Source organism: Lentilactobacillus raoultii (assembly GCF_900411375.1).
Taxonomy (GTDB): Bacteria; Bacillota; Bacilli; order Lactobacillales; family Lactobacillaceae; genus Lentilactobacillus; species Lentilactobacillus raoultii.
Map to the genome: position 1 here is coordinate 120,774 of NZ_LS422986.1, position 23,290 is coordinate 144,063.

Annotated in this window: 26 protein-coding genes and 3 riboswitches; of the genes, 5 read left to right on the plus strand and 21 right to left on the minus strand. The window is 40.8% G+C overall.

The window, feature by feature from the left end; all coding sequences use genetic code 11:
- Window positions 1–158: 158 nt before the first annotated feature.
- The 3 genes from ED605_RS06245 to ED605_RS06255 all read right to left on the minus strand — a co-directional run bounded on the left by ED605_RS06245 (window position 159) and on the right by ED605_RS06255 (window position 2,404).
- On the minus strand, window positions 159–911 hold the full coding sequence (locus ED605_RS06245) for a hypothetical protein (protein WP_121978038.1): 753 nt from the start codon (window positions 909–911) through the stop codon (window positions 159–161).
- Window positions 912–1,587: 676 nt separating this feature from the next.
- Window positions 1,588–1,908 carry a hypothetical protein gene (locus ED605_RS06250; protein ID WP_121978039.1) on the minus strand — a complete coding sequence of 107 codons (321 nt, stop codon included), beginning with the start codon at window positions 1,906–1,908 and terminating at the stop codon, window positions 1,588–1,590.
- A 106-nt stretch (window positions 1,909–2,014) separates the two neighbouring features.
- Window positions 2,015–2,404, minus strand: a complete 390-nt coding sequence (locus ED605_RS06255) for a hypothetical protein (protein WP_121978040.1) — start codon at window positions 2,402–2,404, stop codon at window positions 2,015–2,017.
- Between the two features lie 505 nt (window positions 2,405–2,909).
- On the opposite strand from ED605_RS06255, the gene ED605_RS06265 reads away from it, so the two are divergent.
- Complete coding sequence (locus tag ED605_RS06265; RefSeq protein ID WP_121978042.1) at window positions 2,910–3,884, plus strand: helveticin J family class III bacteriocin; 975 nt, start codon at window positions 2,910–2,912, stop codon at window positions 3,882–3,884.
- 141 nt (window positions 3,885–4,025) lie between these two features.
- Here ED605_RS06265 and ED605_RS06270 read toward each other — a convergent pair whose 3' ends face one another.
- The 3 genes from ED605_RS06270 to ED605_RS06280 all read right to left on the minus strand — a co-directional run bounded on the left by ED605_RS06270 (window position 4,026) and on the right by ED605_RS06280 (window position 6,024).
- Window positions 4,026–4,844: a hypothetical protein gene (locus ED605_RS06270; RefSeq protein WP_121978043.1), complete on the minus strand. Its 819-nt coding sequence runs from the start codon at window positions 4,842–4,844 to the stop codon at window positions 4,026–4,028.
- A gap of 554 nt (window positions 4,845–5,398) precedes the next feature.
- Window positions 5,399–5,764 (minus strand): type II toxin-antitoxin system PemK/MazF family toxin, encoded by a 366-nt coding sequence (locus ED605_RS06275; RefSeq protein WP_121978044.1) that lies wholly within the window; start codon window positions 5,762–5,764, stop codon window positions 5,399–5,401.
- Window positions 5,761–6,024 (minus strand): antitoxin, encoded by a 264-nt coding sequence (locus ED605_RS06280; protein ID WP_121978045.1) that lies wholly within the window; start codon window positions 6,022–6,024, stop codon window positions 5,761–5,763. Before ED605_RS06280 ends, ED605_RS06275 begins: the two co-directional genes overlap by 4 nt.
- A gap of 490 nt (window positions 6,025–6,514) precedes the next feature.
- Between ED605_RS06280 and ED605_RS06285 the strand changes: the two genes are divergently transcribed.
- Complete coding sequence (locus ED605_RS06285) at window positions 6,515–7,465, plus strand: helveticin J family class III bacteriocin (protein ID WP_121978046.1); 951 nt, start codon at window positions 6,515–6,517, stop codon at window positions 7,463–7,465.
- A gap of 135 nt (window positions 7,466–7,600) precedes the next feature.
- Here the strand turns inward: ED605_RS06285 and ED605_RS06290 are convergent, their stop codons facing one another.
- The 5 genes from ED605_RS06290 to sfsA all read right to left on the minus strand — a co-directional run bounded on the left by ED605_RS06290 (window position 7,601) and on the right by sfsA (window position 11,845).
- A complete protein-coding gene (locus tag ED605_RS06290) occupies window positions 7,601–8,458 on the minus strand; it encodes a hypothetical protein (protein ID WP_225419063.1) in 858 nt (285 codons plus the stop codon).
- A 399-nt stretch (window positions 8,459–8,857) separates the two neighbouring features.
- On the minus strand, window positions 8,858–9,046 hold the full coding sequence (locus ED605_RS06295; RefSeq protein WP_121978048.1) for a hypothetical protein: 189 nt from the start codon (window positions 9,044–9,046) through the stop codon (window positions 8,858–8,860).
- A 133-nt stretch (window positions 9,047–9,179) separates the two neighbouring features.
- On the minus strand, window positions 9,180–9,872 hold the full coding sequence (locus tag ED605_RS06300; protein WP_121978049.1) for a glycerophosphodiester phosphodiesterase: 693 nt from the start codon (window positions 9,870–9,872) through the stop codon (window positions 9,180–9,182).
- A 166-nt stretch (window positions 9,873–10,038) separates the two neighbouring features.
- Entirely contained in the window at window positions 10,039–11,070 is a 1,032-nt protein-coding gene (locus ED605_RS06305) for an SDR family NAD(P)-dependent oxidoreductase (protein WP_121978050.1), read from the minus strand.
- A 7-nt stretch (window positions 11,071–11,077) separates the two neighbouring features.
- Window positions 11,078–11,845 carry a DNA/RNA nuclease SfsA gene (gene sfsA, locus ED605_RS06310; RefSeq protein WP_121978051.1) on the minus strand — a complete coding sequence of 256 codons (768 nt, stop codon included), beginning with the start codon at window positions 11,843–11,845 and terminating at the stop codon, window positions 11,078–11,080.
- Between the two features lie 193 nt (window positions 11,846–12,038).
- On the opposite strand from sfsA, the gene ED605_RS06315 reads away from it, so the two are divergent.
- Window positions 12,039–12,569, plus strand: a complete 531-nt coding sequence (locus tag ED605_RS06315) for an HdeD family acid-resistance protein (RefSeq protein WP_121978052.1) — start codon at window positions 12,039–12,041, stop codon at window positions 12,567–12,569.
- A 69-nt stretch (window positions 12,570–12,638) separates the two neighbouring features.
- Here the strand turns inward: ED605_RS06315 and ED605_RS06320 are convergent, their stop codons facing one another.
- From ED605_RS06320 to ED605_RS06330, 3 genes are all read right to left on the minus strand, one after another.
- Window positions 12,639–13,265 (minus strand): NADPH-dependent F420 reductase, encoded by a 627-nt coding sequence (locus tag ED605_RS06320; protein WP_121978053.1) that lies wholly within the window; start codon window positions 13,263–13,265, stop codon window positions 12,639–12,641.
- A gap of 126 nt (window positions 13,266–13,391) precedes the next feature.
- Window positions 13,392–13,751, minus strand: coding sequence for a fluoride efflux transporter FluC (locus tag ED605_RS06325; RefSeq protein ID WP_121978054.1), 360 nt, complete (start codon window positions 13,749–13,751; stop codon window positions 13,392–13,394).
- The gene (locus tag ED605_RS06330; RefSeq protein WP_121978055.1) at window positions 13,745–14,146 is read right to left on the minus strand and encodes a fluoride efflux transporter FluC; all 402 of its coding nucleotides are present in this window, start codon (window positions 14,144–14,146) and stop codon (window positions 13,745–13,747) included. The genes ED605_RS06325 and ED605_RS06330 overlap by 7 nt, the downstream gene beginning before the upstream one ends.
- A gap of 120 nt (window positions 14,147–14,266) precedes the next feature.
- A riboswitch (Fluoride riboswitch) is annotated at window positions 14,267–14,334 on the minus strand.
- Between the two features lie 157 nt (window positions 14,335–14,491).
- Here ED605_RS06330 and ED605_RS06335 point away from each other — a divergent pair.
- Window positions 14,492–15,142: a DUF6198 family protein gene (locus ED605_RS06335; RefSeq protein WP_121978317.1), complete on the plus strand. Its 651-nt coding sequence runs from the start codon at window positions 14,492–14,494 to the stop codon at window positions 15,140–15,142.
- 60 nt (window positions 15,143–15,202) lie between these two features.
- Entirely contained in the window at window positions 15,203–15,589 is a 387-nt protein-coding gene (locus tag ED605_RS06340; protein ID WP_121978056.1) for a hypothetical protein, read from the plus strand.
- 117 nt (window positions 15,590–15,706) lie between these two features.
- Here the strand turns inward: ED605_RS06340 and ED605_RS06345 are convergent, their stop codons facing one another.
- From ED605_RS06345 to ED605_RS06375, 7 genes are all read right to left on the minus strand, one after another.
- Window positions 15,707–17,038 carry an NCS1 family transporter gene (locus tag ED605_RS06345; RefSeq protein WP_121978057.1) on the minus strand — a complete coding sequence of 444 codons (1,332 nt, stop codon included), beginning with the start codon at window positions 17,036–17,038 and terminating at the stop codon, window positions 15,707–15,709.
- Window positions 17,035–18,420 (minus strand): allantoinase AllB, encoded by a 1,386-nt coding sequence (gene allB, locus ED605_RS06350; RefSeq protein ID WP_121978058.1) that lies wholly within the window; start codon window positions 18,418–18,420, stop codon window positions 17,035–17,037. Before allB ends, ED605_RS06345 begins: the two co-directional genes overlap by 4 nt.
- Window positions 18,421–18,477: 57 nt before the next feature.
- Window positions 18,478–18,569, minus strand: a riboswitch (TPP riboswitch).
- A gap of 7 nt (window positions 18,570–18,576) precedes the next feature.
- Window positions 18,577–19,131 (minus strand): ECF transporter S component, encoded by a 555-nt coding sequence (locus tag ED605_RS06355; protein WP_121978059.1) that lies wholly within the window; start codon window positions 19,129–19,131, stop codon window positions 18,577–18,579.
- Between the two features lie 135 nt (window positions 19,132–19,266).
- A riboswitch (TPP riboswitch) is annotated at window positions 19,267–19,356 on the minus strand.
- 64 nt (window positions 19,357–19,420) lie between these two features.
- On the minus strand, window positions 19,421–20,005 hold the full coding sequence (locus ED605_RS06360; RefSeq protein ID WP_121978060.1) for a uracil-DNA glycosylase family protein: 585 nt from the start codon (window positions 20,003–20,005) through the stop codon (window positions 19,421–19,423).
- Window positions 20,006–20,022: 17 nt separating this feature from the next.
- Complete coding sequence (rlmH, locus tag ED605_RS06365; protein ID WP_121978061.1) at window positions 20,023–20,502, minus strand: 23S rRNA (pseudouridine(1915)-N(3))-methyltransferase RlmH; 480 nt, start codon at window positions 20,500–20,502, stop codon at window positions 20,023–20,025.
- A gap of 628 nt (window positions 20,503–21,130) precedes the next feature.
- Complete coding sequence (locus ED605_RS06370) at window positions 21,131–22,387, minus strand: S1C family serine protease (protein ID WP_121978062.1); 1,257 nt, start codon at window positions 22,385–22,387, stop codon at window positions 21,131–21,133.
- A gap of 87 nt (window positions 22,388–22,474) precedes the next feature.
- The gene (locus ED605_RS06375) at window positions 22,475–23,278 is read right to left on the minus strand and encodes an MBL fold metallo-hydrolase (protein WP_191981355.1); all 804 of its coding nucleotides are present in this window, start codon (window positions 23,276–23,278) and stop codon (window positions 22,475–22,477) included.
- Window positions 23,279–23,290 lie beyond the last annotated feature (12 nt).

The window sequence follows — 23,290 nt, forward strand, 5'->3', positions numbered from 1 at the left end:
ATCCCGTGTAATCAGCACGATAAATTGTTGATTACACGGGATTTTTATTTTTAAAAATAGGTCAAAATTTTGAGTGACACCTTTATGTCCCAGCCTCTCCCTCTTTTTGCTCTTTAGATTCAATTGAGTGTGAGATTCATCTATAATTAAGTGATAGTTTATTCAGGTTTTAAAAAATAAATAATACCATTTCCATAGTCTTTACTATTTTTCCCTGCTATAGTAAAGGCAACTTGCCACCCAGTAAGATCCTTGACCGTCTGGACGCCCGCTAATCCGTCCTTAAAACGATAAGAACCTTTAATACTAAAGGGAAGTTCTTTTTGTAAGAACGCATTATAAGAAATTTGGCCGGATTGTAATTGCTTTAAGGATGTCGTCCTACCAATATCGGGAAGCCCGATAGCTTTTAGTTGCTTGTATTGTGAGCCTAGAATTTTTTGAAGATACTCGCCGCCACTATCACCGGGGTGGTTTTTTAGTTGATTAACAATCCGTTGTAAATAGGGACTATAGATGGTTCCAGGTAAAGCATTTAGTGTCTGTTGTTTAATGCTCAAATGGTTAATCCGTCGCAGATACCCCCGCCAAACTAATCCTGAGACAGTATTCTCAGGATTCTTAATCCGGTAAAAGATCCCCGTTTTCTTGCCATTAGTCATTTTATAACTTTTGTAAACGTACCAATTAGTTTTAGAGTAATTACTTAATGAAAACTTTTCCTGAGTAAGATTATTATTCCAAATAACGGCCTTAGAGCTGTTGGTTTTAGCACGATAGGTTGGTAAAACATTCGCATAGCTTTTGCTCTTAATGGTGTGATAAGGTCCTGCTGCATGGACCTGAGTTGTGAATCCGATCCCCCAAGCCAATCCACAAACCAATAACCCCTTCACTAATTTATTTAACATGTTAACGCTCCTTAGATAATTTACCTTCAGTATACTAGGCAGCTGACTAAACATAAAATAAGTTGGCTGCGAAATAATTATTGAAAACAATCGGGTTTAGGAAATGTTTTAAATTTTTAATTTGTTTTAATCAAGTATTAAAAGTGTTCGAAATTAAACATTTTTATCCATTAATATAAACAATTGCTGGTTTTAAATTTAAAAATGCCTTGATCTAAAAATAAGAATCCTGCGTAATAAATAAAATGCCCATGGAGGTCAATGGAATATCTATACGAAACCGATATCGGTATAGAGCAAGGACGAACATTTAATCAAAATAAAAAAAGAGAAGTGTTGTTAATACGGCATTTCTCTTTTTTGCGTTAACCAGATTCAAAGCAAAATCGGCGAGTGATACTCCCCTTGGTCACGTAACGTACCACACCATATTTGGTGCTCGCTGAATTACCAAACGGTAGCCAAAATCTCACGAAGCAACGTTACCCGACCAACTTGAAAAAGATAGGGCGTAAATTTCATGGTGACCATGGGGGGTCTTTAATGAAGCAGACGAAGGCCAGCATCTTCGTTTCAGGATAAATAAAAAATCCATCACCAGTTTGCCCAGTGACGAATTATTCTAACTTCGTAACCACCATTATTTGTTAGGTGGTCGGTGGTAGTTACGATCGGCTTAGGCCACTTTAGCCGCAATCATTTGCTCGGTTAAGGATAAGCCCAGAGCCTGTAAGTGTTGCTCAACAAACTTGATAGCGGCCTCTTTACGCTGGTCCGGCTCAAGTTCGGCCATTTTGGCTAACTCCGGGATAATCGCGCCGGCTAGTTCATCAGCTAGCTGCAGCGCTTGCAAAACCTGCGTGTTCTTAATGGTTTGTAGCCGCGCTTGAATCAGTGGGTGAAGCAGACGATAACTCGCTAACAACATGGTGGCCAGGAAAGTGAGTAAGCCCGTGGTGTCGGCTGATTGCAGCCAATGCATGACTTGATTAAGCATTTTTTTCACCTCCTCAAGATAAAACTAAAGTTAGCTAACTTTGTCATCTTGAGGATACTGCAACTTGAGACGCAATAACCGACGACTTACGGCCACTTAACCGCCATTATCGGACGATTAAATTTCGCGGGCACGCGTACGCAAAGCTTAATAAAGCCCGATTTTGGTAACGGTTCACCGTCCGTTCGGCCAGATAGCCCTGATGGTATTTGGCGGATAGGTCGGCAACGGTTTGCGGAATCGTTAGGCGGTTAATATAGCGGTCAGTCAGTAAATCAGCCAATAACGCGGTAGATTGATCGACTTCGCGCATGGCAGCCAGGGTTTTTAACCGTAATTGACATTCAAAGTCGGCCTGTCTGGCAGCTTGGGGCATGGTTTTGGTAGGTTGCGTTACCCATTGCGAAAAGCTTTGTTTCCGAAGCTGCCATTGGTGATAATCCTTGAGAAATTGTTTAGCCCGTTGAATCGTCGCGGGTTCATTAATGGCATCCATAATTCCCTCCTTCCGAGTTTAATTAATCCTGGGTTTTGGATGAACATCGTTGATTAATTTCGGCTCTACCTTTAATAGAGTCTTCGGAATAACTAAAATCAAGGAAAATTCGGTATTTTTGAAATTTACGTTATACTACAGGTCACTAAGGGAGGTTAGTGGCATGTTTGAGGTCAATGGAACATCCATACGAAAATGTGTCGCCTTGGTTAGTGAATGGAAATCCGGCAAGTACACACCGATAAAGGGATCGTCATTAGCACTTTAAAATAGTTAGAACATCGCCATTACAAAAAACGTCTCGTCATTCATCTGACGGGGCGCTTTTTGTGATTGGCGGTTAAGTGGCGGTGTTTTGGCGGTTAGTCGTCCGATAGTGGTCGGTTTTAAAAGCTCAATCGGCGATATGCTATAAGCATCAAATCGATTTGATACATCAATCGCTGATTTAATGCCGGAGTTAAATTGGCCAACCAAAATAAATTTAAAGAAAGAAGTAATTAAAATGGCAGTAAAGAATGTAACACCAGAAAAGGAGTATACGTTTATCAATTTACCAAGCACTCACGTTATTCAGAAGGCCTACTTTGATATTCCAAATAACTACGTATATGCTTTACAATTATACGGAGAGCGGCCAACAAAGCAAGCGGTACTTTCACGTGCTCATATTTCAGAAGGGACTATCGATTTTCAACATGGTGCTGAAAAAATGATTTTATCAGATTTTGGGCATGGGGAAACTTTAGATATGGTTCCTAATAGTGGCGTTAATCCAACTTTTTGGATTACAATGCATGCAGCAGATAAACCTTACAAAGGAGATTATTGGGGAACGCAGATTGGAAAGCTACAATTTGACCCTAACGGTGGTTCCATTGGCTTTTCTTCTTTGAAACGTTTAGCTAGTATCAGTCATGCTGGGAAATTAGCTGATGGAGATAAGGCGCGGTTCCCATTACGACGAGTAGATGCTGCTCTTTCGAGTAATGGTCGCTATCTAACGATTCTAGCAGAGGGGACGAATGGAAAATGGCAAATTACGTGCTATGAAACCAATGTTATTGATAGGTTGTTAAATGAATCAACAACGAATTATATTAGTTGCGGTCAAACTGAAATGCGAACTCGACATGGTGCTGATGGAGGCGCCTTGGTCAGCTCAGTTGCGTTTACACGCCACTTCCCTTGGGATTCCATGCAAGGTATGGAATTTTCAAATGATCTAAAGGTTTATCTTACTGGAGGCCAGTGGATTGCAGGAGGAAAAGGCGAAGCACCACATGTTTTAAAAGGAAATTGGGATTGGAGTAAATATGAAACGGTTTCCTTACAAGTTGATAATGTCCAATATGCTGAAACAGAAGGAATTCAGCTTTATGGAGATTATGTGTATGTTGGTGTAGAATTTCATGAAAATGGAACTGGTGAAGCTAGACATACAATTCAGGTATTTAAAAAGAGCGAATTCACCGTATAGGCTGTGTTACCAGATTGGTCTTCAAGGAATTTAGATCTTTAGTTTTTAACGTAAATGGAAGCTCCCATGGATATGATGCCAGAGAACACCATATCTATGGGAGCTTTTAATGAACGGTTTTATGATTGATTGACTTCCAGGCTATTTCGATGTTCCAATGACAATTGTTTGACCATTAAGCTCATCGCTAACTGGCAGATATTTGTTTGATAAGTATATCCCAATGATAAACTTTTGCTGGCGTCGTTTGGCGCCATACCCATTTGCATTCAGGAGCTGCTTAATTTGTGTATATCGTTGATTGATCGATAGGTTGTAGGAATGCAGGTTCAAAAAGTCATTTAATGTGGGAAGTTTGTCGTATGGTGAAATGATATTGCTAATGTCGTATGTGGCTGAATTTAACCCCAAACCGGCCTTGGCTAAATCGAGTGAAACGGTACTATTTGGAAATAAAGCCATTATTTTGCGGGTCAGTACTTGAGATGGGGATAGTTTAACGTATCGCTGATACTCGTGATTATTATAAAAGTTCAAAATATCAACCGTACCAATATTTTGAAAGTTAGGATTGTGACCCTGCTTTAAATAGCCATGCCAAACGTAGCCAAACGCTTTAACGGGTTTGTCATCAGCAACTACCTGGCTGATATGATAATAAACGGATTTTTTTCCATTATGTTTAAAAATTGCAACTGCGTCTCGAGACCAAGTTGTATTGGGATAGTTTTTCAGATTGTGCTTAACTTTACTATGAGTCGAATTCCAAATTACGGCTGATCTTTTGGGATTTTTTGCATAGTATAAAGGGCCGTTATGTTTTAGCGTGTAGCCCGGTGTTTTTGAACTGTCATATTTAACACTGACCAACTTGTACGAAGTGCTTGCAAAGGCTTGGGAGCCAGTGTAAATACCAGTGCCGATGATTATACCAATTAGTAACCAAAGTAATTTTTTCATTTTTTCTTTATACTCCTAATACTAAGCTCTGTTTTGAAGTGATGTTGTCCTCGTAGGTAACGTAAATTTTAGGTCAATATCACATTGCTCTCCTTCTAAGCACCTGTATTAGCACGAATCTCACAAATCCCGAATTTACCTTTACCCTTAATCTTAACTTTTCTGAAGACCATGTTAAAACCAAAACCAAAATTAATCAAAGGAAGTTCGTCAGAAACTAACAGTTTTTGACTATGATTCGAAATGCCGGTAGAGGTCAATGGAACATCCATACGAAACAGCGGTAGGAAGACGAATTAGCCGAGCATGAATGGCGCTTTCTTGGTTAACATTTGGCATCGGATAAGGTGGTAGCCTATCTGAAGCAACCATAGCTCCCCGGGCTCTGACAAACTCGGACAAAGTAATTTGGGGATTTTGCAATTCGGCAATCGCTTTTTTCTTAGTTTCATCATCGATTCTAGTTTCAATTCTGACCCTATCAATCACCTTTTTTAGACTGCACTACTTAGACGTACATATATGATGTTTTCACCTATTGAGGCAGATTACATTTAGTTGGCAGCCACAATGTCGCCGGCTAGGGCACATAGACGGTTGCGAAGTTTATCAGGAACTTGACCAATTATTTCGCCATTACGGGCAACGTAATCATAATTGGGCGTTTGCCAAGTCACAATATAGCCGTTGGTATGACTGTTGGGGTCAAGGATCGGTTCGAAGCCCTTTTGAATTTGACTGGTGCCATGAGTGATGGGCATGGCGACAACGAATCCGGTTAGCCGATTGTATTGAGAGTTTGATACAACGACGGCTGAACGTCGCGGTTGGCTAGCCGTGTGGCCGCCCATTTCGTGCCCACTATGGGGTTCAAAGTCTAAGAGAATAATAGCGCCTTGGTTAGGAAAAGTCGTTGTCATAGTTCTCGACCCTTCCTTGGTTCGTTGCCAACATTAAAACCAATCTTATCCAGCTGACCACGAAAATCAACATTATCATATGCGCCCGACGTCCAGGGGTTTTTATGGCTGTTAGCGCGCCGGATAATCAAGGTATCTTCATCAACCTTTTCAATTATGACCGGCTCATTACTCGAAAAGCCGGTGCTTTTAGGTAAGGTGACACTGACCGAGTTACCAGTTTTATGCGTTTTGGTGTCCGCAATTTTTAAGCTATTCATTATTAGTCCCTCCTCGTAAAATTTGAATTAAGTATATCGTAATTACAAAGTTATTACAAGTGCTTACCTTTGGAAAATTCCCGCCCTAAGTGGGGTCAATGGAACATCTATACGAAAAATAGCGGTACGCCTTAAAAACCGCAGCATTTAAACCAAATCGGTTCATCAACTGAAGCGAAAATGTGTCGCCTTGGTTAGTAAATGGGAATCCGGCAAGTACACACCGATAAAGGGATTGTCATTAGCACTTTAAATAGTTAGAACATCGCCATTACAAAAAACGTCTCGTCATTCATTTGACGGGGCGCTTTTTGTGATTGGCGGTTAAGTGGCGGTGTTTTGGCGGTTAGTCGTCCGATAGCGGTCGGTTTTAAAAGCTCAATCGGCGATATGCTATAAGCGTCAAATCGATTTGATACATCAATCGCTAATTTAATGCCGGAATTAAATTGGCAAAACAAAATAAATTTAAAGAAAGAAGATTTTTATCATGACAGATGCAACACAAAGATATCACGTAACCTTACCAAGCAGCAAAGTGATCCAAAAGTTCTATTTGGATTTTCCAAACAAAATGGCTTACTTTTTGCAAATGGCTGCTGGTAGTGCTAAAGATATGACTTTAACTTATGGAAGTTTTGATCCAAGTAATTCAGAGATCAATCTTTCAAGCAATCCTACTCAGATGCATTTAACTAACTTTGGTCATGGCCAGACTTTTGAATTGTTTAACTGGAACAATCAATTGTATGCTTGGGTTATGACTTATGCTGGCGGCAATGCAAGTACGGATGGGGACTATTGGGCAACTCGGGTTGCTCGTTTACCAATTGATGGTAATTCGAAAACGCCCGCTGATGTCAACTCCATCACTTACTTGAACTATATGGGTACTGGCAAAAAGAATCTGACCTTATATCGTGCGGATGCGGCATTATCTTCAGACAAGTCTCGTTTAGCGGTTTGGACTCAACAATCTCAAACAGGAACTAAAAAACGGGTTACCGCATTTAACGCTAACGTATTAAATCAAATTATGGATGCCGAAGGAAATATTAAATGCACTGACCCTCGCATGACGAAGGGCGGATCAGCTTACGTAGCCACTCGTGACATAAGCAGTTACAGTTATCCTCAAAGTTCTTGGCAAGGTATGGAGTTATCCAATAAAACTAGCGCGGGTTATAACTGGGTTTATCTAACGAGTGGTCAAAAAGTGAATCCATCAGTAATCGTCCGGGCACCTTGGAACTTCGTAAGTCCTGCACCACAAAATATTACTGCAAAGATCACCGATTTGGGTTCGCATGAGCACGAAACTGAAGCTCCTCAATTGTATGGAAATAATGTTTACTTTGGCGTTGAGGAAAAGAAGCCGGCTAGTGGGAAACTTAACGAACATTACATCTACAGTATCTCTAAGGATGCTTTTACTAATTAGAGTAACTGGGATTAGGGATCGACGTAGATGTAAATACTAAGTCGAATTCGGTCTGAGAAGCCGCACAAAATTGGTTTAAATCAACTTTGTGCGGCTTCTTATGGCTCCTAGTATTCAAAACCTTAAAAGTGATTATCAGTCGCCATAATTAGCATCGTTCTGTGGGGGTGTGAAATATTTGGCACCGCCTACTGTATAGAAACTAGCCCACATTGCATATACCTTGCCAGTATATTGATAGGGTGTATGTTGATTATTAATCGTCAAACGGTAACGATACTTCCCTTTGTTTAAATGAGTGGCGCTTACTCCTTGAAGTTTATGCTGATAGTATAAAAAGGTTTTGGATCCTCGTTTAAGCGTATGCCTAATCTTAACGTAGGAGGTTGGCTTCTGGACGTACTGCCAATGAAGGCCTCCGTCGGCTAAAGGTTTTTGATGATACTTATAAAACTCTAAATAACCATCAGAAGTGATTTTTAAAGCATTGCTAGTGAAATGGGGATTATAGAAATAATTGGCAGCTCGTTCTTTAAAGGCGTCAATACCACCAGAATAGAGAACGTTTTCGCCATAAGGTAGAACGTAGGCTGGCCGTTTCACTCGGGTATATTTACTCGGATAATAGGAAAGCAAGATTGGAATAAAGTGAGATGGTTTTTTAAAGCCCACCCTTTTTTTCAGGGCATAACTAAGATCAATGTGAGAGCTAATTAGGGCTTCTCCACTCTTGGCTTTACTACCACTATCAATACTGACGGAGGCGGCAAGAATCGTTCCCTTTGGTAAAGTAACTTTATTACCAAAAAAATTAAATTTAGTGTTTTGATTTAATCGGTAATATGGTGATTTTAGGCCAATCTTATTAATATAACTGCTACTAACCCTATGAAGACCAGTTTGTTTGGCTAAAGCTGATTTATCCGAAGAAACCAATAGGCCTGAAAAGACCATTAAGGCTGAAATAAAAGTTAAAACGATGCGGTTTTTCATGAATATCCTCCTCATTTGCCCTCAGTATACCTGATTAAGCGTTAAATTTAAAAATTGAGAATTATTCTCTTGGATAATCTCTAAAGAATTAACTGTAAAAATATTGTAAATCGGGTTGATACTTCACGGGTTCAATATAAAATATAAATTTATAAGCCCTCTTTTTAATCCATTTTTGGTAAAGAAAATGAATCAACATGAAAAAGCCTAATAATGCCCATGATCCTAACTACTATCACTGTTCTTAGTGGTGGTTACTAACCTTGGAATGGTGTTTATTCTTGCAACAACGGTAATTTTAGCAGCTATTCGGCGGCATACACATAATATTAATTTGGAAACAGCGATTCATTTAGCTTTTTATTACTTTCTTAGTTGAAAAGTGATAGCTGAAATATTCTACTTCTTCGATATCAACCGCGCAATAATTAATGACAGCAGCCAAGAACAAAACCCAATCACAAAAGCACCAATGATAAAGCGACTATCAACTATTGACCCCAGTAATAATCGAGCAATTAAAATGCATCCAATAAACATCACCACATAGATTAGAAGAAATTGCAACACTTTAACTGGTTTATTCAATTTAATCACCCCACTTTTCGCCATTATAGCGCATAATTGAAAAATTGCGTAAAAAAAGAGTGGCACTAAAACCAGTTCGATTTTCAGTACCACTCGTCATCTACGATTTAAATTATTAAGTAACCGGCTATCATTAAGCTGGTGACCCAGCCTGAATCTTTTCGGCCGCTTCAAAATTGTTGGTAAAAATTCCTGCAACATTTTGAGCAAATAAGTGCTTTTGAATCTTTGGATCATCAACAGTCCAGATTCGTTCTTTAATGTTTCTCATTGGAACGTAATGACTCAAATGCAAGCCAACCAAGTGCTCCTTGGCCATTAGCTCACGTGGGTTCTTAATATCGTGTTCGGATAAGAAACAATACTGTTGGGTTGGGTCAAGTTGATAAGCAATCTTTAGTGAATCCAGATTGAAAGAAGAATAAATCACTGGATAAACTAAATGATAATTTTTCACCATCTTCAACACAATTCGTTCAATATTTCGATAGTGAATCTCATTGGTCTTAAACTCCAAGTTCAGATGAACCGGTTGGTTTTCGGCAAGTGACAAAAGTTCTTTTAATGTTGGAATGCGTTGACCATCGCTCAGTTGAAATTGACGCAATTCAGCGAATGTATACGAACGAATTTTGCCGGTACCATTAGTGGTCCGATCAATCTTTTCGTCGTGCATAATCACCGGCACATCATCCTTTGTCAGATGAACGTCAAACTCCAACCCGTCAATCCCATGACTAATCGCATATTTAAATCCAGCTAATGAGTTTTCTGGAAACTTATGGGGATAGCCGCGGTGACCGAAGATCAATGTTTTCTTTAACATAGTATTTATAAATTGCTTCCTTCCAAAAACAAGTTCTGAGTAAAAATCAGTTTTCAATTATTTTCATTGTGTAACCACTATACTAGCAGGTTACTTGAAAGTTTCAAGGCTAAACCAGCATCTTTTTAATTACGTTTTGTTTACTAATTATAACAAACCGGATTAATTAAATGTTGAAATTCGTCCCGGTCAGTTTTTCACCCAATTGCCAAATCCGATCCGCATCCTGATCGTCAATTGACCATGGTCGAACACCAAATTTAGAATGACTGTTAGCGGCCACAACATGACTGATATTACAATCTTCAATAAAGACGCCACCCAAGTCGTTTAACTGGCGACTGGTTGCGGCCCATAATGTGCTGGCAGCTCCCTGACTAACCGTTTTGAAATAGTCATATTCTTCCTGGCGGTGAAACCGGGCTTTAAGTGAATGACCGGCATTGATAATATGGGTCAATTCAAGTTGGTTTAAAGCAAAGGAAGAGGCTCTCTTTAAGGGTTCATGACGAACGTATCGGTTTAAGCCCGTCCCTGGGACCAATCCCGGATGAACGGCAAAGGCGCGCACACCGTCTTTTTGACCGCGTTTATCCAAGCCAACGGCAAATAAAGCATCGGCTGCTTTAGATTGCGCATAAGCACTGCGTGCATCATATTGGTGATGGGTGAAATTCGGATCATTAAAATCAACCCCATTCCAGCCTTGTGCTCTGGAAGACATTAAAACCACTCGGGCATGACCGGCTTTTTTAAGGGCCGGATATAGCTTAGCAGTTAGTTGGAAATGCCCCAAAAAGTTGGTTGACAATTGCGACTCGTTTCCCCGACGATCCCGCTTCAACGGTGGAAACATAATGCCGGCACATTCAATTAATAGATCTAATTGTCGATTGGACGCTAAAAATCCCTTGGCAAATCGATCAATTGAATCAGGATCCATTAAATCCAGCAACCCCAATTCAGCATTTTTTAAATGTTCAACTACCGGGAGCGCTTTGGCAACAGTTCTAGCTGGTACAATGACGTGAGCACCTGCATTTGTTAACATTTCAGTGACTTTTAGTCCGATGCCGCTGTAGCCACCGGTCACAATTGCATTTTTCCCGCGAAGGTCAATGCCTTTCATGACTTTTTCAGCAGTCGTGGTATTGTTAAATGGACTATCAATTGGTTTTTGTCTCGATGTTTGGAGCATTAATTTATTACCTCTTATATTCTTGAGTTCTGGTTTGAATTGATGACGGCAAACCATCACTGATAAATGGCTGCGTCAAATCAAATGGAACCGGGTGATTCAGGATTAATGAATCAGGTGTCACCCGGCAATCATAAGCAAGCACATGAACCCCTCTTCTTTGCGCCTTGGAAATTTCAATTGCAAGGGGCTCGAAAATATCTCTGTCAATTGTCACTGCTTTGATTTTCTCCATCTGAATAGTAAATAATAGATAGGAAAGGTACCCTTTGTCAAGGGCTTTTTGTAAAGTTTTCACGTGTTTTAATCCTCGTGTGGTTGGGGCGTCTGGAAATGCCGCAATACCGGCATTCTCCAATGTAACTCCTTTCACCTCCAAGAAAAACTTTTTTTGTTCATCACCGATTCCTGAAAAATCCAGCCGAGAATCCAGAAAGGTCACTTCGGGAGTCACCTGCGTAATTTGATCAATCTCTGGTAACTGAATCCGGTTATCACGTAATCCTGCTTTCACAAGCTTGTTGGGAGCCTGGGAATCAATATTAATCCAAAACTGATCGTACTTTTTAGCTGCCACCAGATCATACTTGGTTTTGCGAGTTGGGTTATGACTCTCAACTAACGCTGTCGTGACATTCGGCTGTAAAATAGTCGTTCTTCCTGTATTCTTAACGTGAACGGTTACTACTTCACCGGTTTCAATCAACCGGCAGTGCGCAATGAAGCGGTTCGGCCGATCAATAAAGCGTGCCAACTGATAGTTAGGGTATTGCATCAAACGCCATCCTTTCGAATTTAAATTACCAATCATTTTAAAAACACATCGTTATTAATTGAGCACTGAGTATCCCTTTTATTGATAGTTACTAGTCAAAGAAATGAACTTCTTTCTGTTCCTTTTACCGATCTGCCTGTATGATAAAGGTAGTGTGACTGATTACTTAATCTGTTTAAAGGGGTTGATTCAGATGACGCAATTTTTAAGTCAAATTCGCCGATACCTTTGGCTTGAAAGTATCATATACATTATTTTTGGACTCTTTTTCCTATTTGAACCGGAAGCAACCATTAACGTTTTTATAAACATTTTAGCGAGTTTCTTCGCACTTTTCGGAATTATTAACTTGGTTTCATGGTTTATTCAACGTAATCAGGGAGATGTTCTCGACTACAGCCTACCAGTTGGTGTCTTTCAGTTGATTTTGGCAATTTTTATTCTAATCTTTGCCAAACCAATTCTAGCGGCGCTACCGTTAGTTATTGGCATCGTCTTGGTGCTGGTCGGATTATCCCAAATCATCGATGCAATTGGTCATCGTGAGTTTGTCAACGTCTCGCCTTGGCCGTTTATCAGCTACGGCATCTTACTGATGATTTTGGGCGGCATTCTGGTGTTTCACCCATTTGGAACCGTCCTTTTCATCCTCCAATTATTTGGCGCATTATTAGTAGTCACCGCAGTTGTCGAATTAGTTGGTGCCTGGCGTTGGCGAGAGTAATCATTAAAATCTGATCAATATTAAACGGCTGGGTTAGCATTACCCAACCGTTTTAAATTGCAAAAAATCTTAGGCTTTCTTTAAAGCTGCTGCCAACTGGTCATGATTAGCCCGCATAATATAGGCTGGTGTGCCATTTTGAAACCGGAACCCCTCGTGAAGGGGACCAGCATCGTAGGCATCAAAACCAAATTGATCCATTAATGAGCTGACAACTGCCTTTGCTTCAGCATCATTGCCCGCAATTGGCAGTGCGCGTCGATTTGGCTCATTTTTAGGCTGGCCGGTTGATAATAACTCACCGGCAATAATCGAATTAAATGCCTTGACCACTTTTGAATCCGGTAAATGAGCCTGCAGCAACTCGCTGGTAGTGGTGGTGCCATTATCTAATTCTTTAATGTGGCCATCCCTGGCAGGATAATAATTCATTGTATCGATGACGATTTTTCCTTTCAATGGCTCAACTGGAACCTGCTGATAATTCTTCAATGGGATGGTCACGACGACAATGTCTCCTTGGGCAGCTGCATCTTTCGCCCAGGCAGCGGTTGCGTGCGGCCCGAGTTCCGCTATCAAACTATTAAGCGTTTGCGGATCCCTTGAATTACTCATAATGACATCATGTCCGTTTTGGACTGCCAGGCGGGCCAAATTACCACCGATGTTTCCTGAACCAATAAAACCAATTTTCACGTTTGAGTCACCCTTTCATTTGATTATCTACTACTAACATAACCCACTTTGATTAACCGGTTCAAATTATGATCAGCGAAAATCTCAGAAAGTTTCACGTGTAACATTTCAAAATCAGTTGCCTGGCTAGGACCTAATCAAAGACCCTAAGCCCAATCCAAGATAGGCCGCCAAAAATCCTAGCATAATCGTCCCAAAATAATAAGTAGCCGCAATTGTCCATCGTCGATTGCGCAATAAAACAAACGTGTCGGTCGTAAAGGTTGAAAAGGTCGTAAAACCACCGCACATCCCCGTTAGTAAAAACAGTTCATCAGCCGTGGGCACCTGAATGCCAACTAAAAAGCCGGCTAATGTTGCACCGATCACATTAATAACCAATGTCGCAAATGGCAGCTGTGGCCAATACCGTTTCCCCACCAATGTGATCAGGTATCTTAAAACCGCACCAAAACCGGCACCAAGTGCGACCCAAATGATTACCATATTTTCTTACCTCGATCCATTAATCTTGCTGCTATGTATCCTAAAATTGCTGTTGCAAACCCACCAATCAGGTTAATGATCATAAATAGCAGGGCAGCTGTCGGCTGAGTTCTAATTCCCTGTACAAACAATAACGCAAAGGTTGAAAAAGTTGTAAAAGCGCCAACCACACCTGTCCCAAGGCCTAAAATCAGCCAGTCTGGTAAATCAATGACCAAATCCAATCCGTAGATTGTAAATGTCAGAAAAAAGCAGCCGACCACGTTGACGAATGTCGTCCCCGCGAAGGTGTTTGCATTCAGCCAATTACCAATTTCATATCGACCAACCCCGCCAATCATTCCACCAACAAACACTGATGCAAACTGACCCAACTTGTACCAATTGATTGCCATTGTTTCACCTCCTTCTCTGAATTGACTGATTTATACATCAAAGATTAACCGAACCTCTTGAATCAATAATTTACATTCTTGAAGTGCATTCGCGGTTATAAAAAACGCCTACCCATCACATTTAAGGTAGACGTCATCAACTCTTTGTGGATACACGAGTTTTGGCGAACTTCATCGCCAGATCAATTACAAATTAGTATAGCAAAAGCGACGTGAAGGCGCAATACGCGTAAAGCACTTATTTAAACAAAAATAGACTAATTCATGCATTTAGATATGATACACTACTAATTGATATCTGAAAAAGGGGGACTTGTTATCCAAAATTCGCTTAAACAACGCTGGCTGGGGCTAATCGCCGGATTAATTTTAAATGCGTTTGGGAATGCTTTAACCATTTCAGCTAATATGGGGAGTGCCGTTTGGACAGCTTCCGCAGTTAATTATAGCCATTGGTTTAACGTTAACGTCGGCATTCTACTTTTCATTATCGGGTTTCTAAATACCGTCACTAATCAGATCCTCATTAAATATTGGGATTGGCCAAGATTCGTCGGCGAAATTGCCTATGTTTGTTTTTTCAGCTATTTTGTTAGCCTCTTTGTGACACTGTTCAACTCTCTTGGAATTAGTAGTTTGTCAAATTTAATTCGGGCAATCCTGTCATGCTTGGGGATTGTTTTCTTCTGCATCGCCATTTCCTTGTATCAACGAGCCAACATTTTGATGCACCCCAACGACGATACAACGAACATTTTGCGTTTCTTTTATCTACAAGAAAGCGCGGTGGCAGCTCAACTGATCGACTTCATTCCACCAATTGTTGCCATGATCATTTCTTTTGCGATCACTAAAAATCTTTATGCCGTCAACATTGGGACTATTTTCTCAATTCTATTCAACGGCTTGATTATTCAAACTGCTGATAAATATATTTGGCCCGGGCTTAAGCATAATTTCAAAACACTTGGCCAATCTACATCCAAGAGTCATTAGATAAACGTTTTTTCTTAAGAGAAAAATTTAAAAATTGATATTTCAAGGGTGGGGTTCATGATGAAAAAAGGATGGCTTTATGTCGTAGATGTGTTGTCGCCGATATTAATCGGCCTGGCGTTTATTGAGTTTGATTTCAAAATGCACGCAATGTATGGCACTCCCTACCATGTTAGTACAAGCTTGGTGCCGCCAATCATTACGCTAATCGTTCACATTGTCCTATGCTGCTTGCTTTTCTGGGCATTTAGCTATGTTTACACAAACATGAGTGGCTACTTGATCAGGGGTATTAATGGCCTAATGCTGGTGATTACAATCGCGATGACGGTCCTTTCCCAAGCTGTTCCGGTCGTTATTAACTTTTTTGAGATGACTGGGCTACTCTTACCGGTCTTTTCGGGTTACTTTGCTGCCTTAACATTTTTGCCATCGAAAAAAGATTAGCATCAGGCTAATGGTTATCTCTAGCATAAAAATCGCTCGCAAAATTCATGGAAATTATCTATGAGTTTTGCGAGCGGTTTTTGCATCCAGCTTGTTTAGTGTTGTTTAAGTCCCACCTTAAGCTTTGAGGTCAGCAGTCACTTCTTTATCATATCTCAATAGCCACAACGTTAGCCACGATACTATAAAGCCAATCGGCCAACTTAAATTAACGCCGACTAAGGCTAATAACGCCCCAGCGAATAACGCAATAATCGGTTGCGGTGCCGCCTTTACTTTTTGATCATCGTATAAAGCGGCAACATCAACTTTTCTTCGTCGTTTAACATAGTATTCGTTTAACACAATTGCCGTCATCGGGCCAAGAAAGGCCGAATAGGTTTTAATAAACACCGTCAATCCAGTCGAGGAACTATCCTGAACCAACAACCATGGAAAGCTCAGGCTGGCCAAAATGGCAACAATGATTAAGGACCATTTTTCTGATAAATTAAACCAGGCGTTTAACACATAGGTCGGTGGTATAATATTCGCAACCAGATTGGTTGTAACGGTTCCTAACACAATAAAGGCCGAAACGATTACCGTTACCAAATCATTATTAAACAGACGGGCCATTGCGTGGACCGGACTTGAAATTCCCGTTACCACAGCCAACAGCGCACCGGTCAAGACCGTAATCCCATAAGCTATAAAAATCGGCAGGAAGTAGAGTGCTGCCCGATGTTTATTGGAGAAGCCAGTTCGCAATTCACGAGAATAGTCGGCCGCTGATTCAAAAATTGCGGTGTAATTCCCTAAAAAGGCGACGATAAATCCCCAGAACGTCGGCCCCCAAGTTCCCTTTACGTGAATCATCCGACTGGAAAAAGCCGTATTTCTTTGAGTCACTAAATAAATCAGCATGCCGACCAGCAGGATCGCCATAAACAATGAAATTGCTGAGGCAACGACTTTGATTGACCGGAATCCCTTAATTGAAATCAGCGTCTGGATAGTCAATAACCCCACAAAGAAGAGTGCCGGCTGATTAACGCCAACCGTGATTTTAGCAATTTGATTCAACGCCAAACTCCCCGTCCAACTTTGAAACCCATACCAGACAACTGCTGGAATTCCCCTCAGTAAGCTGGCAAGTTTGGCACCTAAAATACCAAACGTCATTCGCAATTGAATCACGTATGGTGAACCGGTATAATATCCAAAATGATCGTTTAAAACAAAGATAACGGTGATAATGGCAATCGCAATCCCGGCTGCCAAAATCGTTTGCAGTAAATTCATGGTAGCCACGCCCGCCACTACAATCGAGGATCCTAATGTTACATTACCGATATTGAAGCCATCCCCCAGCCACATTGCCATATACGACCATTGACCAACGTGACGCTGGGACTGAGTTCGCGGTTTTAAGTCTGCTGAAATTGAAAGTGATTTAGCTGAATTCATGACTCATCAACTCCAGTTAGTTGTTTTTGTAGAAATTGACCGGTTGGTTGCCCCTTAAATCCATCTTTTAACGTGTAAATCACTTGACCACGAAGAATCGTCGTGGTGACTCGATCGTTAATTATCATCCCCATATAAGCACTAATTTTGTTTTTGTAATATAGATCGGCCGGTTTTAGCTGATAATGCTGCTTTAGATCCAATAACGTGATATCTGCATCATAACCGACCGCTAAGCAACCTTTCTTTGCCAAGCCAAATAATTTTGCCGGCGTTTCTGCCGTTAATTTGATGAAGTCGGTTACAGGTAAGCCACGCTTCGTAACAGCTTGATCGTACAGCAAATCGACGTTATTCTGACAGCCACTGATGCCACCCCAGATATCAAAAATGTTGTGATCCGGACTTTGTTTCATTGAAGCCGGTGCCGGCGAATGATCCGAACCAATTGTATCAATTTGGCCACTAAAGAGCTTTTGCCAAAGGCCTTCAACGACTTGTCGATCCCGCAACGCCGGTGAACATTTAGCTAACGGCCCAATCTTTTCAAATTGATCACGATCTAAGATCAAATAGTGCGGACAGGTTTCACAAGTGACATTTTGACCGGCTGCTTTTGCCTTAGTCACTTGAGCAACCGCTTCCGGTGTTGATAAATGAACAAAGTGCAAATGGACATTGGTTTGACTCGCTAAATAAATTGCCCGTTTAACTGCTTCAACTTCAACAAATGGTGGTCGCGAATCAACGTAGTCTTGGATATCGGTTTGACCTTTAGCAACTTTTTCGGCTGCCAAACCATCCGTAATAGCTGCATTTTCAGCATGCACCAAAATCGGTAAACCGGTTTTTCCGATTTCCTGCATGCCCTTTAACAGCTGATAATCGGTTACATTTTTAAAATCACCTGGGATATCCGATCCCGTTGTCGCCATAAACGCCTTATAGCCCATGGCACCCTGTTCAGCCATTTTTGAAATTTCAGCTAAGTTTCCCGGTACCAATCCGCCATAAAAGCCAAAATCAACGTAAGATTTAGTCTCGGCAATTTTTTTCTGACGCTGAAATTCTTCGCCAGTCGTTCGAGCCGGCAAGGCATTTAGTGGCATCACCAACATAGTCGTCGTCCCGCCGGCAGCTAAGGCTTGAGAGCCCGTCCGGTAATCTTCCCAGTCACTACGCCCCGGTTCATTGATATGCACGTGTGAGTCAACCATGCCGGGTAAAACCATTTGACCATCAGCGTCAATAACGTGATCAGCTTGGGCAACTAATCCATCACCAATTGCCGCAATTTGGCCGTCTTTAATTGCTAAATCACTCTCAATGACGCCGGTTGGTGTTGCAACATGACCATTGGTGATAACTAATGAATATTCCATAAAAAAATCCTTCCTCCAACGTTTGTCGAAGAAAAGATCATTTGATTTTTCATTTGAGAATTGTCAAATCAGTCTTCCTCCGACAGTTCAAACTGTGTCAGGTTCAATGGGTATAATCTCAGCTCAAAAGAGCACCCCAGACATCATTTAATTCAATTATTTGGAAACATCAAAATGTAAAACTGATGAGCGTTCAACTAATGCGAAAATCATTTTGACCAAAACTGTTCCAAAAACAAGATCGGAAACCAAACGAACTAAAAATAAAGCAATAATCATCGGGATTGAATACTTAACATATCCTAATCTGAACAATTCATATCCAAAAGCTACAATTGTTGTCGTTATCGAAGAGCTCAATAAACTTGCCCAGCCCCAGTTTCGATAACGTAATAGTGCAAACCCCAACTCACTACCAACTCCTTGAACAATTCCAGAAATTAACGCAGCAGCACCAAATGTTCCGCCAAAGAGAACTTCAGCAGCGGCACCCAGGGTTTCGCCAATCACTGCAGAACCTGGGACGCGGACCAGATACATGGTAAGCGGGCCAGCCATAATCCATAGTCCAAAAAGTGCTTCGTTGGCAAACGGGCCAATCGCTAAATACAAAAAGTTGTATAACCAATCGGTGCCGACAAAAATGGCGCCAAACGCAATCGCAATTAACGCGATTAAAATGATATCTTGTAAATGAAACTTCTTTTTCACAATATTTCTCCCCTTTTTTCAATTATCAACAGCTCAACAATCAAAAAGGTATTATCTGTGAACCAACAAAAAAAGCCTCCCCTGCATTGGCAAAGGAGACCTTTTATCAACATATCATTAGCTGTATCTGAAATAGCTCATGGTTGGTTGTCTTCCTCCGGCAGTACGAACTGCATCAGGTTCAATGGGTATTTCTCAGCCAAAATGGCACCCCAGACAATATTCGATTTTGATAGTTATATTATTGCTTAAATAACAGTGAAAAGCAAGCTAACCTAACCTACTAAATTCAATTAGTCATTAACCTGCCAACTTCAGCCTGTAGTCTTGGCACAACTTGAGTTTGAAACCAAGGATGTTGCTTCAGCCAACCATAGTTCAACGGTGATGGGTGAACCAACGGAAAGTAATCCGGCAGATAGTCTTCAAATTGGCGAACGGTTTCCGTTAAATTTCTTTGGCGGTTCTTTTGAAGGTAATATTTTTGAGCGTACTGGCCAATTAAAAGTTTTAATTGAACGTGTGGCATCAACGATAACAAAAGTGGGTGCCACTTATCCGCAAACCCTTTTCTGGGTGGCAAGTCACCGTGTGGCCCTTTACCAGGGTAGTAGAAATCCAGTGGCATGACCGCAATCTTTCCGGAATGATAAAATTGATTTTGACTAATCCCCATCCAGTTACGAAGGCGGTCCCCACTTGGATCATGCCAGAAAGTCATTGACTCTTGGGCTTTTCGACTAGGTGCTTGACTAATAATCAGAATTTTAGCATCTGGCTCAATGTGATAAAGCGGTAAAATACCTTTGTTTGTAAAGTTTCTGTTTTGAGGATCTCGTTGAATTGCTCTAAAAATGTCATCCACCGTTTGCATTTATTTCATCTCTCATTTCACTTGTGATACGGACTACCCTCATTAATCATGAATGCTCGATAAATCTGTTCAGTCAAAACCAACCGCATAAGCTGATGGGGCAATGTAAATTTGCCAAACGAAATTTGCGTATCGGCTCGATCAAGAACATGTTTAGATAGCCCAAGTGAACCCCCAATCACAAATGTAATATCAGAATGCCCATAGGTGGTTAAATCTGCGAGTTCCTTTGCAAATTGCTCCGAAGAGCGTTCCTTACCCAAAATCGCTAAGGCATAAACATACTCACGATCTTTTATCTTGTTCAAAATTCGCGAACCTTCTTTATCCATTACCTCAGTCATTTCTGATTGACTGAGTGATTCCGGCGCCTTCTCATCAGGAACTTCAACAATCCGAAATTTGCAAAAACGCGACAATCGTTTGGCGTATTCCGCAATTCCTTGCTTGAAATACTTCTCTTTTAGTTTGCCAACCACAACCAATTTAATATTCACGCTCAGTTCACTCCTAATTAATCTTTTCCCTGTGTAAAAAATAGTGGTTATAAACAAGTTGTCCACAGAGTTATCCACAGGTTGATAACTTATACCGCTTTCTTTTTGCCCCGCATTTTTTTATGATCTGTCAAGTGGGTATTTTTTTATCCACAGAATTGTGGACAACACTCGTTCGCAAATTCACTTCGCAAACCCTATTATATCAACATTTACTTGACCGAACAAATCAAAATTCAAAAGCAAAAAAAGTTATCCACAGTTTTTGTGGATAACTTTTCAAATTTGGGGATAAATCAAAAACGGTAATATACCAGTGAATTTATTTTCCCTGTGGATTATCCACAGAGTTATCCACAAGCTCAATGTGAACAATTTCCAGACTTTTCAATTGGTACTGAATCTTTTAAAAAATAATTTGCTAGAAGTTCGCTTTTTAGTGAAGATGTCACCCCAAATCAGCCATTTATCTCATTAACCGTTCGGAAACCTTTAAAATCGTCCCGCTATTAGCAACCGAATGTTCAGATATTGAGTAGTCACTTTACTTACAATAAAAAAACGACCCATTCATCATTGGATCGTTTTCTCGCAGCGGAACTGCAGCAACTGAGTATCAACGCATTAACTACTTACTTGCTTCGTTTAGTACCTTATTAGATGACTTTTGATTTAACGTGATTGAGCTGGTCTGTTTATTCCCTTTGTGATAATAAGTAACGGAAATCTTATCACCGATTTTATGCTTGTAAAGAATGTCTCTCAATTGGCTCTGTTGGGTAATCTTAGTTCCATCCAATTCAGTGATGACATCGTACTTCTTAAGGCCGGCTCGTTGTGCTGGTGAATTGGCATTTACTTTCAAGACAACGGCGCCTTGAGTCACACTCTTAGGTAATTTAAGAATTGAACGTTGTTGTTCTTCCGAAATATTTGAAAGATCAGTATAACCAATTCCCAATGCCGGTCGAACAACCTGGCCATTTTTAATCAATTGATTGATAATCGTAACAACTTCATTACTTGGAATCGCAAAGCCCATTCCTTCAACACTGGTTCCTTGTTGATCCTGAGCCAGTTTCATAGAATTGATTCCGACAACCTGACCCGCAAAATTGATTAATGGGCCACCGGAATTCCCGGGGTTAATGGCCGCATCTGTTTGAATAACCGTTGCGTTACCAACCTGCGCTCCCGATTCCGAAGTTTGCGGTACTTCCCGCTTCTTAGCAGAAATGATTCCCTGGGTCACGGAAGTTGCGTATTGGGAACCAAGGGGTGAGCCGATTGCCAATACTGGTTCAGCCACTTTAATGTTGTCAGAATTACCAAATTGGGCAACGTCTTTAACCTTATTTGAAGTGATTTTAATCACGGCTAAATCAGTTACCGCATCCTTACCAACTACCTTGGCAGATGCTTTCGAACCATCGCTCAGGATAATTTCCAATGCATTGGCACCGGAAACCACGTGATTATTGGTCACAATATAAGCGGTGTTACCGCTCTTCTTATAAATGACGCCTGAACCTTCACTGGAGGCTTCAAGCTGACCACTCTTCTTACTGCCACTACTTGAGCCGCCTTCCAACCCGCCGAGGATTCCAGCCAGAGTATCATCACTCGAACTTTCCCGCTGTAAATTAATAACTGATACAACCGTATTCTTAGTTGCATTAAAGGCTTTTTCCGCTTGTGTATTGAGGTTCACTTTCATATTACTGATCTTGGTGTTGCCATTTTGATTACTGGAAACCAGAGAGGTTCCGGTTCCATTATCGTTATTGTTAAAATATGACATACCACCATAAGTGATCCCGCCGCCTAAAGCACCGGCGACGACCGCCGTTACAATAATTTTTCCAAAACCATTTTTTTGTGCCAATGAGTGGGCCCCCTTCTGTTTTCTTAAAGTATATACTTTTTTCTTGAAAAAAGTGTGTTCTCAAAGTTATAAAATTCTAAAGGATCTTTAAATAATCATTAAAGGAGAAGCAGTTTCCGGTTCTGTATCGTACAATTTAAAATCCTTACCAACCCCATAATCATGATCAGCTAAAATGGAAGCAACCGTCAGATGACAAAGAGATTTCATGTTATTGTGCTGACTTCGATGGCCCAGAAAAATCTTTTTAGTTCGGTGACCAATGACATCCAACATTGTATTAGCACCGTCTTCATTTGAAAGATGACCTTGGGATCCCAAAATCCGTTGCTTTAACGGCCACGAATAATCGCCATTTTCCAACATTTCAATATCATGATTACACTCCAGCAAATAGCCATCCGCGTCCTTGATAACGCCTTCCATCCGATCAGAAACGTACCCAGTATCAGTCAAAACCACAAACGATCGGTTGCGATGATGAAAAACGTAAAATTGCGGTTCGGCCGCATCGTGGGATACTGAGAAACTTTCAATGTCTAAATCGCCAAAATCCATTACTGTATCCGGTGGAAAAATATTAATTTCATCTTCCGGAATTTTACCGATTCGCGGTCGCATGGCATCCCAGGTTCCCTGATTAGCATAGACATTAAGGTGGTACTTTCGAGCCAATACACCAACACTTTGACGGTGGTCCGAATGTTCATGGGTGACTAACAGGGTATCAACATCATTAATATCTCGCCCGATTGAACTCATTAAGCGGGCAATTTTTTTACCGCTTAAACCGGCATCCAAAAGTACTTTATGCTGCGGCGTTTCAATATAAGTAACATTACCAGTGCTGCCACTGGCAAGGACACTAATTTGCATGTCATCGTTTTCCATACTGCTTCTTCT

Coding starts and splice junctions, on each gene's coding strand:
- ED605_RS06245 (WP_121978038.1), bottom strand. CDS start 911: ATGTTAAATAAATTAGTGAAGGGGTTATTGGTTTGTGGATTGGCTTGG.
- ED605_RS06250 (WP_121978039.1), bottom strand. CDS start 1,908: ATGCTTAATCAAGTCATGCATTGGCTGCAATCAGCCGACACCACGGGC.
- ED605_RS06255 (WP_121978040.1), bottom strand. CDS start 2,404: ATGGATGCCATTAATGAACCCGCGACGATTCAACGGGCTAAACAATTT.
- ED605_RS06265 (WP_121978042.1), top strand. CDS start 2,910: ATGGCAGTAAAGAATGTAACACCAGAAAAGGAGTATACGTTTATCAAT.
- ED605_RS06270 (WP_121978043.1), bottom strand. CDS start 4,844: ATGAAAAAATTACTTTGGTTACTAATTGGTATAATCATCGGCACTGGT.
- ED605_RS06275 (WP_121978044.1), bottom strand. CDS start 5,764: ATGACAACGACTTTTCCTAACCAAGGCGCTATTATTCTCTTAGACTTT.
- ED605_RS06280 (WP_121978045.1), bottom strand. CDS start 6,024: ATGAATAGCTTAAAAATTGCGGACACCAAAACGCATAAAACTGGTAAC.
- ED605_RS06285 (WP_121978046.1), top strand. CDS start 6,515: ATGACAGATGCAACACAAAGATATCACGTAACCTTACCAAGCAGCAAA.
- ED605_RS06290 (WP_225419063.1), bottom strand. CDS start 8,458: ATGAAAAACCGCATCGTTTTAACTTTTATTTCAGCCTTAATGGTCTTT.
- ED605_RS06300 (WP_121978049.1), bottom strand. CDS start 9,872: ATGTTAAAGAAAACATTGATCTTCGGTCACCGCGGCTATCCCCATAAG.
- ED605_RS06305 (WP_121978050.1), bottom strand. CDS start 11,070: ATGCTCCAAACATCGAGACAAAAACCAATTGATAGTCCATTTAACAAT.
- sfsA (WP_121978051.1), bottom strand. CDS start 11,845: ATGCAATACCCTAACTATCAGTTGGCACGCTTTATTGATCGGCCGAAC.
- ED605_RS06315 (WP_121978052.1), top strand. CDS start 12,039: ATGACGCAATTTTTAAGTCAAATTCGCCGATACCTTTGGCTTGAAAGT.
- ED605_RS06325 (WP_121978054.1), bottom strand. CDS start 13,751: ATGGTAATCATTTGGGTCGCACTTGGTGCCGGTTTTGGTGCGGTTTTA.
- ED605_RS06330 (WP_121978055.1), bottom strand. CDS start 14,146: ATGGCAATCAATTGGTACAAGTTGGGTCAGTTTGCATCAGTGTTTGTT.
- ED605_RS06340 (WP_121978056.1), top strand. CDS start 15,203: ATGAAAAAAGGATGGCTTTATGTCGTAGATGTGTTGTCGCCGATATTA.
- ED605_RS06345 (WP_121978057.1), bottom strand. CDS start 17,038: ATGAATTCAGCTAAATCACTTTCAATTTCAGCAGACTTAAAACCGCGA.
- allB (WP_121978058.1), bottom strand. CDS start 18,420: ATGGAATATTCATTAGTTATCACCAATGGTCATGTTGCAACACCAACC.
- ED605_RS06360 (WP_121978060.1), bottom strand. CDS start 20,005: ATGCAAACGGTGGATGACATTTTTAGAGCAATTCAACGAGATCCTCAA.
- ED605_RS06375 (WP_191981355.1), bottom strand. CDS start 23,278: ATGGAAAACGATGACATGCAAATTAGTGTCCTTGCCAGTGGCAGCACT.